Origin of the sequence: Bradyrhizobium sp. MOS003, from assembly GCF_003020125.1 — a bacterium.
In the GTDB taxonomy this organism is placed as follows: domain Bacteria; phylum Pseudomonadota; class Alphaproteobacteria; order Rhizobiales; family Xanthobacteraceae; genus Bradyrhizobium.
Window position 1 is genome coordinate 578,865 of record NZ_PYFW01000004.1, and the last position, 13,139, is coordinate 592,003.

Annotated in this window: 14 protein-coding genes; 7 read left to right on the plus strand and 7 right to left on the minus strand. The window is 64.7% G+C overall.

Annotated features, from left to right (window positions below; translation table 11 throughout):
• Window positions 1-173: 173 nt before the first annotated feature.
• The 3 genes from C7G42_RS21590 to C7G42_RS21600 form a co-directional block, all read right to left on the minus strand.
• Window positions 174-1,265: a TRAP transporter substrate-binding protein gene (locus C7G42_RS21590; protein WP_106950954.1), complete on the minus strand. Its 1,092-nt coding sequence runs from the start codon at window positions 1,263-1,265 to the stop codon at window positions 174-176.
• 169 nt (window positions 1,266-1,434) lie between these two features.
• Window positions 1,435-1,692 carry a hypothetical protein gene (locus tag C7G42_RS21595; protein ID WP_018322933.1) on the minus strand — a complete coding sequence of 86 codons (258 nt, stop codon included), beginning with the start codon at window positions 1,690-1,692 and terminating at the stop codon, window positions 1,435-1,437.
• 66 nt (window positions 1,693-1,758) lie between these two features.
• A complete protein-coding gene (locus C7G42_RS21600) occupies window positions 1,759-2,709 on the minus strand; it encodes a DUF2778 domain-containing protein (RefSeq protein WP_106951082.1) in 951 nt (316 codons plus the stop codon).
• A gap of 200 nt (window positions 2,710-2,909) precedes the next feature.
• Here C7G42_RS21600 and C7G42_RS21605 point away from each other — a divergent pair, with 200 nt between their 5' ends.
• On the plus strand, window positions 2,910-3,341 hold the full coding sequence (locus tag C7G42_RS21605) for a DUF1810 domain-containing protein (RefSeq protein WP_106950955.1): 432 nt from the start codon (window positions 2,910-2,912) through the stop codon (window positions 3,339-3,341).
• A gap of 111 nt (window positions 3,342-3,452) precedes the next feature.
• Window positions 3,453-5,534: a methyl-accepting chemotaxis protein gene (locus C7G42_RS21610; protein WP_106950956.1), complete on the plus strand. Its 2,082-nt coding sequence runs from the start codon at window positions 3,453-3,455 to the stop codon at window positions 5,532-5,534.
• Window positions 5,535-5,539: 5 nt separating this feature from the next.
• Here the strand turns inward: C7G42_RS21610 and C7G42_RS21615 are convergent, their stop codons facing one another.
• Entirely contained in the window at window positions 5,540-6,130 is a 591-nt protein-coding gene (locus C7G42_RS21615) for an NADPH-dependent FMN reductase (protein WP_106950957.1), read from the minus strand.
• A gap of 48 nt (window positions 6,131-6,178) precedes the next feature.
• Window positions 6,179-7,126 carry an AraC family transcriptional regulator gene (locus C7G42_RS21620; RefSeq protein ID WP_106950958.1) on the minus strand — a complete coding sequence of 316 codons (948 nt, stop codon included), beginning with the start codon at window positions 7,124-7,126 and terminating at the stop codon, window positions 6,179-6,181.
• Window positions 7,127-7,410: 284 nt separating this feature from the next.
• On the opposite strand from C7G42_RS21620, the gene C7G42_RS21625 reads away from it, so the two are divergent.
• From C7G42_RS21625 to C7G42_RS21635, 3 genes are read left to right on the plus strand one after another with little or no spacing between them, the layout of a single operon-like run.
• The gene (locus C7G42_RS21625; RefSeq protein WP_106950959.1) at window positions 7,411-8,520 is read left to right on the plus strand and encodes a DUF2336 domain-containing protein; all 1,110 of its coding nucleotides are present in this window, start codon (window positions 7,411-7,413) and stop codon (window positions 8,518-8,520) included.
• Window positions 8,517-8,849, plus strand: a complete 333-nt coding sequence (locus C7G42_RS21630) for a PilZ domain-containing protein (protein ID WP_106950960.1) — start codon at window positions 8,517-8,519, stop codon at window positions 8,847-8,849. Before C7G42_RS21625 ends, C7G42_RS21630 begins: the two co-directional genes overlap by 4 nt.
• 48 nt (window positions 8,850-8,897) lie before the next feature.
• The gene (locus tag C7G42_RS21635) at window positions 8,898-10,013 is read left to right on the plus strand and encodes an HD-GYP domain-containing protein (protein ID WP_106950961.1); all 1,116 of its coding nucleotides are present in this window, start codon (window positions 8,898-8,900) and stop codon (window positions 10,011-10,013) included.
• Window positions 10,014-10,381: 368 nt separating this feature from the next.
• On the opposite strand, the gene C7G42_RS21645 is transcribed toward C7G42_RS21635, so the two are convergent.
• Window positions 10,382-11,059 carry a nitroreductase gene (locus C7G42_RS21645; RefSeq protein ID WP_106951084.1) on the minus strand — a complete coding sequence of 226 codons (678 nt, stop codon included), beginning with the start codon at window positions 11,057-11,059 and terminating at the stop codon, window positions 10,382-10,384.
• A 105-nt stretch (window positions 11,060-11,164) separates the two neighbouring features.
• Between C7G42_RS21645 and C7G42_RS21650 the strand changes: the two genes are divergently transcribed.
• Window positions 11,165-12,127 (plus strand): alpha/beta hydrolase, encoded by a 963-nt coding sequence (locus tag C7G42_RS21650; protein WP_106950962.1) that lies wholly within the window; start codon window positions 11,165-11,167, stop codon window positions 12,125-12,127.
• 7 nt (window positions 12,128-12,134) lie between these two features.
• Here the strand turns inward: C7G42_RS21650 and C7G42_RS21655 are convergent, their stop codons facing one another.
• Complete coding sequence (locus C7G42_RS21655; protein WP_106950963.1) at window positions 12,135-12,599, minus strand: cupin domain-containing protein; 465 nt, start codon at window positions 12,597-12,599, stop codon at window positions 12,135-12,137.
• A gap of 202 nt (window positions 12,600-12,801) precedes the next feature.
• Here C7G42_RS21655 and C7G42_RS21660 point away from each other — a divergent pair, with 202 nt between their 5' ends.
• Window positions 12,802-13,050 carry a hypothetical protein gene (locus tag C7G42_RS21660; RefSeq protein WP_106950964.1) on the plus strand — a complete coding sequence of 83 codons (249 nt, stop codon included), beginning with the start codon at window positions 12,802-12,804 and terminating at the stop codon, window positions 13,048-13,050.
• Window positions 13,051-13,139: the final 89 nt, after the last annotated feature.

Sequence of the window (13,139 nt, forward strand, 5' to 3'; positions counted from 1 at the left end):
CACGAACCCTGGATTACGCTGCGCTCCATCCGGGCTACGAAGAATTCGTAGGGTGGGCAAAGCGCGAGCGTGCCCACCATTACAAATGAAGCGAGAGAACGTGGGCACGGCGCAAGGGCGCCTTTGCCCACCCTACGAGAGGCGGGCGCGGCGTGACACCGCGCCCCTCACAATCAGCTCTTGTTGCGCATCTTGCTGAGCAGATAGTTGTCGTAAAAATTCTCCGCGATCTGCGTATAGAACAGCAGCTCCTTCATATACGCGTCGTGGCTTTCCTTGGTCCGCTTGAACAGGTCGCTCTTGGCGGCTAGCTCGTTCAGATGGTCCTGGGTCGCGTTGTAGCAGGCCTCCAGCACCGGCTGCGGGAACGCCTTCAGCTCCGCGCCACTGGCGATCAGCCGCTTCAGCGCCGCCGGATTCACGCTGTCGTATTTCTCGAGCATCCAGGCGCCGGCCGCCGCACCCGCCTGGTTGACGATCGCCTGGTACTGCTTCGGCAGCGAAGCCCATCTCTCGTCGTTGATGATCATGTGCAGCATCGCGCCGCCTTCCCACCAGCCGGGGAAATAATAGTATTTGGCGACCTTATGGAAGCCGAGCTTCTCGTCGTCGTAGGGGCCGACGAACTCGACCGCGTCGATCGTGCCCTTCTCCAGCGCCGGATAGATATCGCCGCCCGCGATCTGCTGCGGCACGACGCCGAGCCGTGCCAGCACATGGCCGCCCATGCCGGCGATGCGGAATTTGAGGCCCTTGAGATCGTCGACGGTCTTGATCTCCTTGCGGAACCAGCCGCCCATCTGGGTGCCGGAATTGCCGCAGAGGATGGCGTGCGCCTTGAACGGCTTGAGCGCCTCGTTGGTGAGATCGGCGCCGCCGCCGAAGTGCCACCACGATTCCTGATGGCGATGGTTCATGCCGAACGGCGCGCCGGTGGCATAGGCCAGCGCAGGCTCCTTGCCGATGTAGAAATAGAGCGGGGTCTGCGCCATCTCCACCGAGCCGGTGCTGACGGCGTCGAGCGCCTGCAAGCCCGGAACGATCTCGCCGGCGCCGAAGGTCTGGATCTGGAATTTGTTGTCGGTGGCCTCGGCGACGTATTTCGCGAAGGTCTGCGCCGTGCCGTAGATGGTGTCGAGCGACTTCGGGAAGCTCGAGGTCAGGCGCCATTTGATCTCGGGCGCGCTCTGCGCGATCGCAGGTGCAGCAACCAGCGTCGTCGCGCCGGCGACTGCGCCGCCCTTGAGAAATGTACGGCGTTTCATGATGAGTTTCTCCCTGAACCAAATTTCAAACATGCGGGCTTGCAGCGACGACCGACCGTTTGCCCGTTCCCGTCGTGGAGTTCAAGATGCGCGAGGAAAAGGCCCCTGGCCGGTCGCCCGCATGACGCGCGCGCTCCGCCCGTGCTACGAGACCGTGAGCCGAAGAGCCTCAGAGCAGCTTGGCGCTGACGAACAGCGCGCGCACGGCGTTGGTTGCCTGCACCGCCAGCATCGCGTTACCGGCCGCCCCTTCCAGAGCTTCGACGGCGTCCTCGTGCAGGGAGCGGAATTCCATCCATTCGACCGACTTGAAGTTGGTGAGGAATTGATAGGCCTGGCCGACGGTTGCTATCGCCAACGTGTCGCCGTTCAGCTTGATCTTGAACGTCGTGCGCAGCGGGGTCTCTGAACTTGATGGATCACTCATGGGCTGCTTCTGGACGATGACGGCTTAACGAAGGGGAAACGGCAGCCCCGCCGCAGCAGGCGAAGATCAGGAGTTGGTGCTGGCGCGCTGCGAGGCGGTCGCCGATCCGCTCAGGCTCGGCACCACGACAAGACGGTTGAACTCGCCATTGTCCCAGGCCTTGAGGAAACGATCATAATCCTTGATCGAGACGCAGCCGTTGGAATCGCCGCGCGGGCCCAGCATGTAATTGTGGGTGAGAAGGCCGACGCGGCCGAGTGCACTGGTGCCCTCGGTCGGCGTCAGGCGCAGCGCGCGGACGCCGTGGAACAGCTTTTCGCGCGGCTTCAGGTCGTAGATCGCGGGCGGAGTCGCACCGACCATGCGCTGATCGACATGATCGGGGTCGTCCATCAGCGCGCCCATGCCGGAATGGGCTTCCAGAGCGACGCCGCTCGGCAGGTAAAGCGCCTTGGCCTTGATGTCATAGACCGCCGTACGCGAATCGTAGCCGAGGGCGGCGAGGTCCGGCGCCTTGCCGAACAGGCCGTCGCCGGGCGTCAGCGAGGCGAGCCTGATCTTGTCGGTGAATTTTTCGAACAAGTTGCGGTTGTCGACCCTTGGGTTGGTGTCGGCATAGGCCTGGCTGGAGGCGATCTGGGCGGAGATGTCCGCCTGGGCCGGTCGCGAGCGCGGCATCGGGATAGCGTCGGCACGCTGCGAGGGCCTCCTCTCGTCAACCGCGTGCCGGTCGTCATCGGTCAGGGTCGAGCGCCAATCGTCACCCTGGAGCTTCTGGGCAAGCATCGCCTTTGCGTCGCGGAGCTTGAGTTGGACCGCGCTCAGGGCTGAACGCTCCATCGTCCGCAGGCCGAGCTCGCGGGCCGGCGGATTGCCGGACGCCGACGCGAAACGGTCCTCGAAAGACGGGCTATTGGCCGGCGGCAGTGCAGCGGTGACCAGTGCGGTCGTATCGCCGATATCAGCGACCCAAGCAGCAGCCCCCAGTGCCAGCGCGACGGCAGCCAAAGACAGCAGTATCGTCTCCGCTCGCCCCACACGGCGGCGCGACAACAGCCTTTCGGCGCTTGCGCGGTCGGAAACCATCAGATCCCCAAAACGACCCCCGGGGGGCCCAACCCCCACCCGGCGATTCTATACCAGCTACCACATTGGGAGCCAAAAGTTAGGCATAATCGCGGCCGGCAAGGGTGCGACAAGGCATCTTAAGGTATCTAATGACCGATCTTTTCGATCTAGAGCGCTTTGTCCGGGCCCAGGATCCGGTCTACCGCAACGTTCAGGGCGAGCTCGCCCGGGGTCGGAAGCAGACTCACTGGATGTGGTTTGTCTTTCCGCAGGTTGCCGGGCTCGGGTCCAGCGCCATGTCGCAGCGCTACGCCATCGGCTCCCGCGCGGAGGCGAAGGCCTATCTCGCCCATTCCTTGCTCGGGCCGCGCCTGGTCGAATGTACCAGGCTCGTGCTCGCGGTTCAGGGCCGGAGCATCAACGCAATCCTCAGCGCCCCGGATGACGCCAAATTCCGCTCGTCGATGACGCTGTTCGACGCGGTGTCCAGCGAGCCCGTGTTCGGCGAGGCGCTCGCCCGCTATTTCGCAGGCGAGCGCGACGCCGCGACGCTGCAGATCCTTGCTACCTTTGATCGCTAGCCCGGGGCCGCACCCGCATGACCCCGGCAGCGTAAACCCCCGATTAATACGGGTCTGTCAATTTTCCGGAGAATATCTTTCTCCCCTCCCGTGCCAATTGCCGGACAGATCATGAAAATCGGAACGCTCCTGACCACCGCCATCGTCTCGCTCTCGACCGTGGGCGGCGGCCTCGCCGTCTACGTCGCCGTGACGAAGTACCAGACCATGGACAGGATCGGCGAGGCCCAGGGCCGACTTGCGATCGTCCGCGCCGCCAGCGACATCCCGCGCTATCTCAATCCCGAACGGGGCTTTTCGACCAACATCCTCTACGGGCCTGCGACGGTGGATCCGGCGCAGATGGCCGAGCAGGACAAGCTGCGCAAGCAGACCGACGGTGCGCGCGACCGGATGAACGCCCTGCGCAAGGAGCTGCCCGGCTCGTTCGACGACGGCACCACCATCGGGACCGAGATCGACGCCATCAATTCGAAGTTCACCGCGCTCCGCGAAGCCATCGACAAGGCGATCGCAGGCCCGGCCGAGGCGCGCAAGGATGCGGCCCGCAAGGTCGTCGCCGACAACGCCGTTCTCAACGCAGGCGTGACCGCACTGCTCAACGAGCAGGTTCGCCGCATGGCGATCCTGAACGGCGATGCCTACCGGCAGTCGAACTACGCGAACATCGCCATGACGCTCCGCGACATCGGCGGCCTCAATGCCAGCGTGCACAAGAACCTCGTCGGCGGCAAGAAGGTCGCGACCGACGCGGAGAAGGCCGACGTCGCCCGCATGCAGGGCCGCAGCGACCAGATCGTGATGTCGCTGATGGAGTTGCGCGGCCATCCCGCAACGCCCGCCAATGTCAGCACTGCGCTGGAGACGATGAATTCGCGCTATGTCGAGGAGTTCGGCCGCGAGCTCAAGCTGGTCAAGGACGGCGCTGTCAGCGGCAAGTATGAGCACGATGTCGACACCTATTACGCGGCGTCACAAAAGGGCCTCGGATCCATCATCGGAGTTCGCGATGCGCTCTACGACAATGCCGAGCAGATTCTCGCCGGCGCCTCCTCCGCCGCGCGCATGAGCTTCACCATCGCGCTGCTCGGCCTGGTCGCCGTGTTGATCGCGAGCGCCGGCCTCATCGTGATGGTTCGCCGCCGTGTCTGCGCGCCGATCGTCAATCTGACCAGCCGGATGTCGCGGCTCGCCGAGGGCGAGGTGGCGGACAGCATCCCGGGCGCCGAGCGCTCCGACGAGATCGGGGCAATGGCTGCGGCCGTCCAGGTCTTCAAGGACAACATGATCCGGGCAGATCGGCTCACAGCCGAGAAGCAGGCCGAGAGCGACGGCAAGATGCGCCGCGCTCAGGCGCTCGACGAGCTCACCCGCGCGTTCGAGGCCAAGGTCACCGAGCTCGTCGGCGGCCTGTCCACGGCGTCCTCGACCATGGAAAGCACGGCACAATCGATGACCTCGACGGCGGCCCAGACCAACAGCCAGGCCGCGGTCGTCGCGGCAGCCTCCGAGCAGACCTCGACCAACGTGCAGACCGTCGCCAGCGCCACCGAAGAGCTGACCTCCTCGATCTCCGAGATCGGCCGTCAGGTCGCACAATCCACCGAGATCGCGGCCCGCGCCGTCGAGAACGCCCGCCGCACCGGCGACACCGCACGCACCCTCGCCGAGGGCGCGCAGAAGATCGGCGACGTCGTCACCCTGATCCAGAGCATTGCCGAGCAGACCAACCTGCTCGCGCTGAACGCGACCATCGAGGCCGCCCGCGCCGGCGAGGCCGGCCGCGGCTTTGCCGTGGTCGCCTCCGAGGTGAAATCGCTGGCGGGCCAGACCGCCAAGGCCACCACCGAAATCTCCGAGCAGATCACGGCGATCCAGACCGCGAGCGATGAAACCGTGGCCGCGATCCGCAACGTCGCCGACGTCATCGGCGAGATCGACCAGATCGGCACTGCGATCGCCGCGGCGATCGAGCAACAGGGCTCGGCGACCAAGGAGATTTCCCGCAGCGTCCAGGAGGCCGCCCGCGGCACACAGGAGGTCAACACCAACATCGCAGGCGTGCAGCGCGCCGCCGACGACACCGGAGCTGCTGCCAGGGAAGTGCTCGGCGCCGCCGAGCAGCTTTCGACGCAGTCGCGCGATCTCGCCGGACAGTTCGACCGCTTCCTCGGTGAAGTCAGGGCGGCATAGACGGGTTAGTAAGGCGGCGCCTTGCGCGCCCGCTGCGCCTTTGCCGCCTCGATCCACCAGGCGAGATCGTCGGCAAAGCGCGGGAACGCGCGCTCCAGGGCCTTGCCGCCGTCGCCGATCGGCTCGCCCTCGGCCGACAGCGTTTGCCCGATCGGCCCGACGCCGATGGTGCTCGAAACCACCACCATCCCCATCTCGGAGAGCGTGCCGTGCCAGGCGGTTGCGGCGCGCGCGCCGGACAGGCGGCCGGCCGAATAGCTCACGATCGCCGCCGGACGCCAGAACCACTCTTCGAGGAAATGGTCGGTGAGATTCTTCAAGCCGGGCTGGATGCCCCAATTGTACTCACCGGTGACGAAGACGAAGCCGTCGGCGCTGCAGATCTGCCCGGCCAGAGTCTCCAGCGCCCCAGGCGCCGAGCCCTTCGGGTACTCCTTGTACATGCGGTCGAGCATCGGCAGCCCGATCGCCTTGGCGTCGATGAAGGTGACATCGTCGCCGCGCTCGCGCAGGCGGTTGATGACGAAATTCGCAAGGCGGATGCCCATGCGGTCGGAGCGGTAGGAACCGTAGAGAACGAGGATGCGATTGCTCATCCCCAAACGGTAGCACGAAACCGGCGGCCGCCCTACCCGATTTGCTGACTATCGGCCGCGTCCGAACTCCAGCGTTTGCGACGGCGTCTCGCCAAACTGGTCGCGGTAACTCCGGGAGAAGTCGCTGAGATGCCAGAAGCCGAATGCCAGCGCCACGGCCTTGACACTGTCGGCGCCCGCGAGCAAGCGCTGGCGCACCAGCCACAGCCGGCGCAGACGCAGGTAACGGTGCAGGCTCATGCCGCGATAGCGGCGGACGACGTCGTGCATCGTGCGAACGGACAATCCGAGCTTGCGGGCAATCTCCTCGCTGTAGATCGGCTGCGAGAGATCGTCGGACAGAAGATCGTTGATATCCTTGAATATCCTGAAGTTCCGCTCGTCGTTGGGACGCAGGGTCCAGCGGGCCGAAACGACGTTTTCCAGCGCGTGGTCGACGGCCGCGAGAAGAGACTCCGTCATCGCTCTCGCCTTGAGCGGAATATCCGACGCCTCAACCGGCGCCGAGGCCGCGGCCAGGATCTCGCGAACCAAACTGCGCAACCGCTGAATGCCGACGGCGCTCGTTTCGAAAATCTTGAAGCTCTGCGTTGGTCTCGGCCAGCCGCGTTCGGTCACCTCCGGCCTGAAGACCACAGAGGCGATCTGCCGCTGCACTTCCTCGATAATGGTATAGGCCGCGCCGCCGCTACCGATGACGACAGCCGGACGCATACGCTGCGAGCCGTTGAAGCGTATCGGCACGTCGAGGTCGTCCATCGTGAAACCAACCGCCGTGCAGTTCTCGACAAGCTGGGCGTCGACCACGCGCGGAAATGCGGTCGTCAGATTCACGTCGCATCCAGGCATCGACAGAATGATCTGCTCGGCCGAAATCTTCCTAACGAAAGGCGTAAATTCGAAGTTCAGGCCTCGGATGGCATTTCGAAATTCATCGACATCTGAAAAGCGAAATATTCTGGGTGCCAAGCTGGGCACATCATGAATGCTGTTCATGGCGACGAGAAGCGCAGCGTCGCAACGACGCGCGCCCGGCGATGAGCCGTCTGCTCCCCCCTTCGGTTTTACGTCAGACCGAGGGAATCAATCTGAACGTGTCCCCTCAGGAGACGAGCGTCCGGTCCTGAGGACAAGGAGGGACATGGGATCTCGCCAAATTTCGATAGCGTTTTCCGGTCATTCGGCACCCGACCGCGCAATCCCTAAAAAGCAAATTAACGCCTTTCGAGCGAAATGAAACACGTTAGATCGAAAAAATCATTGCAATTCGGGCTCCTGCCATGATGGCAAACGCGCCTGCTAATATATTGATCGAGCTGGAGGATGCGGTCGCAACCTGCCCGTTGGACCGCTGCGCCCGCATCCTCGAAGGCATTTTGCAGCTGCTCAGCGGCAGCCGCGACCGGCCCCAGCAATTGCTTGCCAATGTGGTCGATCGTGTCCTGCTGCGATTGATGGAGCGGCTCGAGGCCAGCGCCTTGATCCAACTCGGCGATGCGCTCGCCGAACTCAAAGCAGCTCCACCGGAGACCTCGAGACGTCTTGCCTCGCACGACGATCCCGACGTCGCCTGCCGCGTTCTGCTCAAATCGCCCGCGCTGTCCGCGTCCGATCTCGAAACGATCGCGATGACGAGCGGCGAACCGCAGCAGCTCGCGATTGCTGCCCGCGCGCGCATCGAGCCGCAATTGACCGAGACGCTCGTCAGGCGCGGCGGCCGCGCCGTCCACCTTGCCCTGATCGGCAACGCAGGTGCACAATTCTCCGATGCCGCCTATGTCGCACTCGTCGAGACGTGCGCAAGCGATGACGAGCTCACGAAGGCTCTGGCGCTGAGACCAGGCACGCCAGATCCGGTCTTGAAGAAATTGCTGTCGGCCTCGCCGGCCCCCAACGCTCGCGCGGAGACAAAGGCTCCCCCCGTTTCGGCTCCGCAAGCGGCAGCGCCGATTGTGCCCCGGTTGCCCAGTGCGGCCGCGTATGCAAGCGCACGGCCGGAGATCGTCGCGCTCAACCGCATCGGCAAGCTCAACGATTCCACCGTAAATCGCTTCGCGATCCGCGGCGAGACCGCCAATTTGCTCACGGCCTTGTCGGTGCTTTCGGGGACTCCCATCGAGATCGTCGAGCACGTCATGACCGATGGCGATTGCGAAGGACTGGTCATGGCCTGCCGGGCTTCACGGCTGAACTGGCAGACCACGCTCGCCATCCTGAGCAACCGCAGCGGGACCAGGCTTTCCTTTGCCGAGCGCGAACGCGCACAACTCATTTTCGAGACGCTGCTTCTGTCGACCAGCCAGTGGACGGTGCGGTGGGGGGAAATCGCCGCAAGCGTCAAGGGGAGCGATCGGGGAAATCGCGTCGCAAAAGCGGGGGGTAACCGATGAAGTTCGACGGCCGCAAGACGGCGCGCGTGCGGATGGACCACAGGCAGCCCGTCAATCTGATGGGCTCCGACGGCACGTGGCGGCGCAGCTGCGTTCTGCTCGACGTGTCGCAGACAGGCGCAAAGCTCGAGGTCGAGGGCACGTTGGACGTGCTGCAGGCCAAGGAATTCTTCATGTTGCTGTCGTCGACCGGGCTCGCCTATCGCCGCTGCGAGCTCGTCTGGATTGATGGCACCACGGCCGGCATTCACTTCATCACCGCCGACGGCAAGAAGCGGCCGGCGAACGCGCCGTCAGCCGGCACACAGACCGCGGTCCAAAGCAAATAGGCCGACATTCAACCCACCCATTGCAATCGCGACAGTCCAGGTCAAACCGTGCAGAACGCGCGAACCATTCTCAGCCCAGATCAGGGCGCCAACCGCGAGAAGGACCCGGCCCGCTGCTTCGTGCACGTGCTGGCCGACACGTCCGACAAGCTGGCCGGCGTTTGCTCGATCCTCGAGGAGCGCTTCGTCGTCGCGGGCGAACGGTTGGACGCCGAAGCCAAGCTATCGCAGGTGCCCTCTGCTATCGTCATCCGTGCCGAGCTGCGCGACGTCGACAACATCGCGGCCATCAAGAAGCGGGCCGGCAAGCTCGCCAAGGCGAAGAAGCGGATATTCCTCCTCGAGCACACCTCGCACGTCGGTATCTCGCAAGCCTACGCGCTCGGGGCGACGCACGTCCTGCCCGGCCCTCTAAACCGGAACAAGCTGCTGTCCACGCTGTCAGATCCAGCGGGTCCGTCCTCCGCCTCGCCGGGCGAGACGGCACAGTCCGACAACGCGGTCGAGGCCGCGGCAACCGCGATCGCCTCGATGTTCACGGCAGTTGCTCTTGGCCAGCCTCTCGACGTCGATGGTACCAGGGAGGCCGGCCGTCAGATTGCCGATCGCATCGCCGCGCGTGGCCTTTCGGAATGGCTCACGACCGTGCGGCGCCACCACGAGGGAACCTATCAGCACTGCCTGCTCGTGACCGGCGTCGCCGTCGATTTCGGCCTGAGCCTCGGTGTCGGAAGGACCGACCTGGAGCGGCTCTACTCGGCGGCCATGTTCCACGACATCGGCAAGGCGCAAATTCCGCTTGCCATTCTCGACAAGCCGGGCCGCCTCGATGCGGAGGAACGGGCCCTGATCGAGACCCACCCGGTCGCCGGCTACGACTTCCTGAAGGGACACGACAAGATCTCGCCGGAAATCCTCGATGCCGTTCGCCATCACCACGAATATCTCGACGGCAGCGGCTATCCCGATGCTCTCTGCGCCGAGAGCATCGGCGACATCGTGAGGATCCTCACGATCTCCGACATCTTTGCAGCGCTGATCGAGCACCGGCATTACAAGCCGACCATGCCGCGCGCGGAAGCCTACGAAATATTGCGCGGGATGGGCGGAAAATTGGAAAAAGCCCTGGTGACCTCGTTCAAGCAGGTCGCACTCACCCGGTGAGCCCCAGGCAGAAGGCGCAGCCAGCCCGGTCTAGTGGATGGCACGATGATGGCTGGCGCGGCTCGGGATGGACCGGCAGGCCAGCCCTTCGGCCAGCAGCTTCATGTCCTCATGCCGGCCGCTGCGTATCAAGCGGCCGAACTCCTCTGGCGTGAAAGGGAGACTCGGATCACCATCGATCGGGCGCCGCAATCGCGGGCCGAAGAACCGCCGAACCAGGCTAGCCAGCCGCCGCATGTCAAATTCCCTCGCGCCAGCAACAAAGCTCTCAGGAGGCATATTGTTCCTCCCGCGTCTTCGAGATTGCAAGAGGCCGCAAGGAGTCCACACCAAAAATTTCTGCCGGAAAAGAATCTCCTCTCCTCGTCCTAATCGACAAAACCGACGTAGCGCACAAACTCCTGATTGTGCTCGCGATCCGAGCGCACCGCGTTCGCGGCAAAGTCGTCGTCGGGATAGCCCATCGCGACGCAGGTCATGATCACCTCGTCCTCCGGAATTTTCGCGACCTCGCGCACGATGTCGGAGCGCATGATGCCCTGCCCGTTGATGACGGAGCCGAGACCGCGATCCCATGCCGCGAGCACGATGCCGTAGCAGAGCGCGCCGAGATCGAAATGGCAGACGGCACCGGGGTCCAGCACGCGGTCGTAGGTCAGGACCAGCGAGACCGGCGCGTCGAACTGGCGGAAGCCGCGCAGCACCCAATCCTGTCGCATCGGCTTGTCGTCGCGCGCGATCCCCATTGCGCCGAAGAGCTTCTTGGCGACGTCGACCTGCCGCGTGCGATGCACACCCTGGTACTCGCCGTGGCTGATGATATCGCGCTTGACCTTGGCCCCACCGATCATCTCTTCCATGTTGCGGCGGCGAACCTCCTCGAGCGGCGAGCCGGTGAGCACATGGACGTGCCAGGGCTGGGTGTTCATCGATGACGGCGCGCGCTTGGCACTCTCGATGATCGCCTCGATCACAGCGCGCGGCACCGGCTCGTTCCGGAAGCCGCGCACGCTGCGGCGCGACTGGACCAGCGTTTCGAATTCCACCTCGTGAACCTCCCTGCCCTTCATCCGGCCTTGAACACCGTTGCCGATGCGGCTCGCGAAACCTATGCTACCCCGCAAGCAAGACCAAGAACCCAGTGAGGAACAATGCCCGCACCGCTCGATCCCGTCATCGCCCAGATCATTCCGCTGCTGCCGCTGCGCGATCCCACCGCGATGACGCCACAGAGTGCGCGCGATTCCTTGCGTGCACTGGCTGCCTCCCGCGCAGCCATTCCGCCGCCGCCGGTCGAGACCGTACGGGATATCGAGGTGAGCGGCGGCGCCGGGCCGCTTCCTGCCCGCCTCTACCGGATCGGCACCACGCCCGCGCCGACCGTGGTGTTCTTCCACGGCGGCGGCTGGGTCGCCGGCGACATCGAAACCCACGACCGGCAGGCGCGCAACCTCGCGATCGAGACCGGCGCCATCGTCGTTTCGGTCGATTATCGCCGCCCGCCCGAGACGCGGTTTCCCGGCGCCTTCGAGGACGCATTCGCGGCCGTAAGCGACATCTTCAACCGCGTCGCGGAATTTGGCGGCGACGCAAAACGCCTCGGTGTTGCCGGCGATAGCGCCGGCGGCAATCTCGCCGCCACCACCGCGATTGCATGCCGCGACGCCGGGATCAGGCTTGCCGGGCAATTGCTGGTCTATCCCGTGACCGACGTCCTTGGCGCCTACGCCGATGCAGGCGAGAACGCGCGCTATCCCTCGCGCGCCGAGAATGCCGACGGTTACTTCCTGACGCGTGCCACCATGGAATGGTTCTGCGGCCACTATCTCGCCGACCCCAATCACGCCCTTGACTGGCGCGTCTCGCCGCTGCGGGCACCTTCGCTCGAGGGCCTCGCGCCGGCGATCGTGACCACCGCCTGGTTCGATCCCTTGCGCGACGAAGGCGCGGCCTATGCACGGGCGCTGGAGGCTGCCGGCGTACCCGTCAAGCACCATGAAGGCCCCGGCCTGATCCACGGCTATTTTGGTCTCGGCGATGCCTCCGAGGTCGCGCGCGCCGAAGCGCAGCGCGCACGGGCCGACTTCAAGGCCCTGCTCGTGCGGGGCGCATGAGGATGCCCTAGGCGCGCGGCACAGGCTGCGCCGCCGTGTGCCCCCAGGTTTCGTCCCAATCCTGACCGGCGGCGTCGACGACGCGGCCGTCGGCTTCGAAGAACTTGTTCGGCACCTGGAAGATCGCCAGGATCAAAGCGCCCTCCGGACACCAGGCGGCATGCCGGCTGCCCGCCTCGCGCCAGATGAATTCGCCCGCCTTGCAGGCGATTCCCATGGCCGGCCCCTCCTTGTCGACGAGCGCGCCTTCGATCACCCAGCTCTGCTCGATGCCGACATGCTCGTGATCGGGCAGCACCGACCCCGGCGCAAATCGCATCAAGGCGGTCATCAGGCCGGTGCGGCGATCGAACAGCAGCGTCTTGGCCTCGCAGCCTGGAAAGCGCGTCGTCTGCCAATCCATGTCTTGAGGCCGAACCAGATGCGAATGCTGATCGGCGGCTTCCGAGTGTTTCGGGATCACGGCGTCCATCACGATGCTCCGTCCGGCTAAGCTGGCCAAGCCTAGCAGGGCTGCCCGCCGCGGTCAGCGAGCAGTGCAACAGGAAACGAGCCCGGCCAACTCCCGCTCGGAAAAAATCGTCAGCCGGACCGGACGGGGGCCTCAACCAGCTTGATTGCGCCACGATTCCCGGTTCCAATCTCTCCGCCATTTCTGGTTTACGGAGACACCCATGATGAAGCGGATTTTCCTGGCTGCGATCGTTGCCACCTTTGCAGCAGGCTCGGCCTTCGCCGACGACACCTGTGAGAGCAAGGCAGTCGGCAAGGACGGCAAGGCGCTGGCAGGCGCCGCCAAGACCTCGTTCATGAAGAAGTGCAAGGCGGACGCCTGCACGCCCAAGGCCGTCAGCGCCGACGGCAAGCCGCTCGCCGGCGCCGCCAAGAACAGCTTCATGAAGAAGTGCGAGATGGGCGCTTAACGCGCTCTGAGGTTGCGGCCTCTTTAGTGGGCGATCACCAAAACGAACTCCGTCATGGCCGGGCTTGTCCCGGCCATCCACGTTCTGGG

Excerpts from the sequence above, each read along its gene's own strand:
- C7G42_RS21590 (WP_106950954.1), bottom strand. The coding sequence starts at position 1,265 with ATGAAACGCCGTACATTTCTCAAGGGCGGCGCAGTCGCCGGCGCGACG.
- C7G42_RS21595 (WP_018322933.1), bottom strand. The coding sequence starts at position 1,692 with ATGAGTGATCCATCAAGTTCAGAGACCCCGCTGCGCACGACGTTCAAG.
- C7G42_RS21605 (WP_106950955.1), top strand. The coding sequence starts at position 2,910 with ATGACCGATCTTTTCGATCTAGAGCGCTTTGTCCGGGCCCAGGATCCG.
- C7G42_RS21610 (WP_106950956.1), top strand. The coding sequence starts at position 3,453 with ATGAAAATCGGAACGCTCCTGACCACCGCCATCGTCTCGCTCTCGACC.
- C7G42_RS21615 (WP_106950957.1), bottom strand. The coding sequence starts at position 6,130 with ATGAGCAATCGCATCCTCGTTCTCTACGGTTCCTACCGCTCCGACCGC.
- C7G42_RS21620 (WP_106950958.1), bottom strand. The coding sequence starts at position 7,126 with ATGAACAGCATTCATGATGTGCCCAGCTTGGCACCCAGAATATTTCGC.
- C7G42_RS21625 (WP_106950959.1), top strand. The coding sequence starts at position 7,411 with ATGATGGCAAACGCGCCTGCTAATATATTGATCGAGCTGGAGGATGCG.
- C7G42_RS21630 (WP_106950960.1), top strand. The coding sequence starts at position 8,517 with ATGAAGTTCGACGGCCGCAAGACGGCGCGCGTGCGGATGGACCACAGG.
- C7G42_RS21650 (WP_106950962.1), top strand. The coding sequence starts at position 11,165 with ATGCCCGCACCGCTCGATCCCGTCATCGCCCAGATCATTCCGCTGCTG.
- C7G42_RS21655 (WP_106950963.1), bottom strand. The coding sequence starts at position 12,599 with ATGGACGCCGTGATCCCGAAACACTCGGAAGCCGCCGATCAGCATTCG.
- C7G42_RS21660 (WP_106950964.1), top strand. The coding sequence starts at position 12,802 with ATGATGAAGCGGATTTTCCTGGCTGCGATCGTTGCCACCTTTGCAGCA.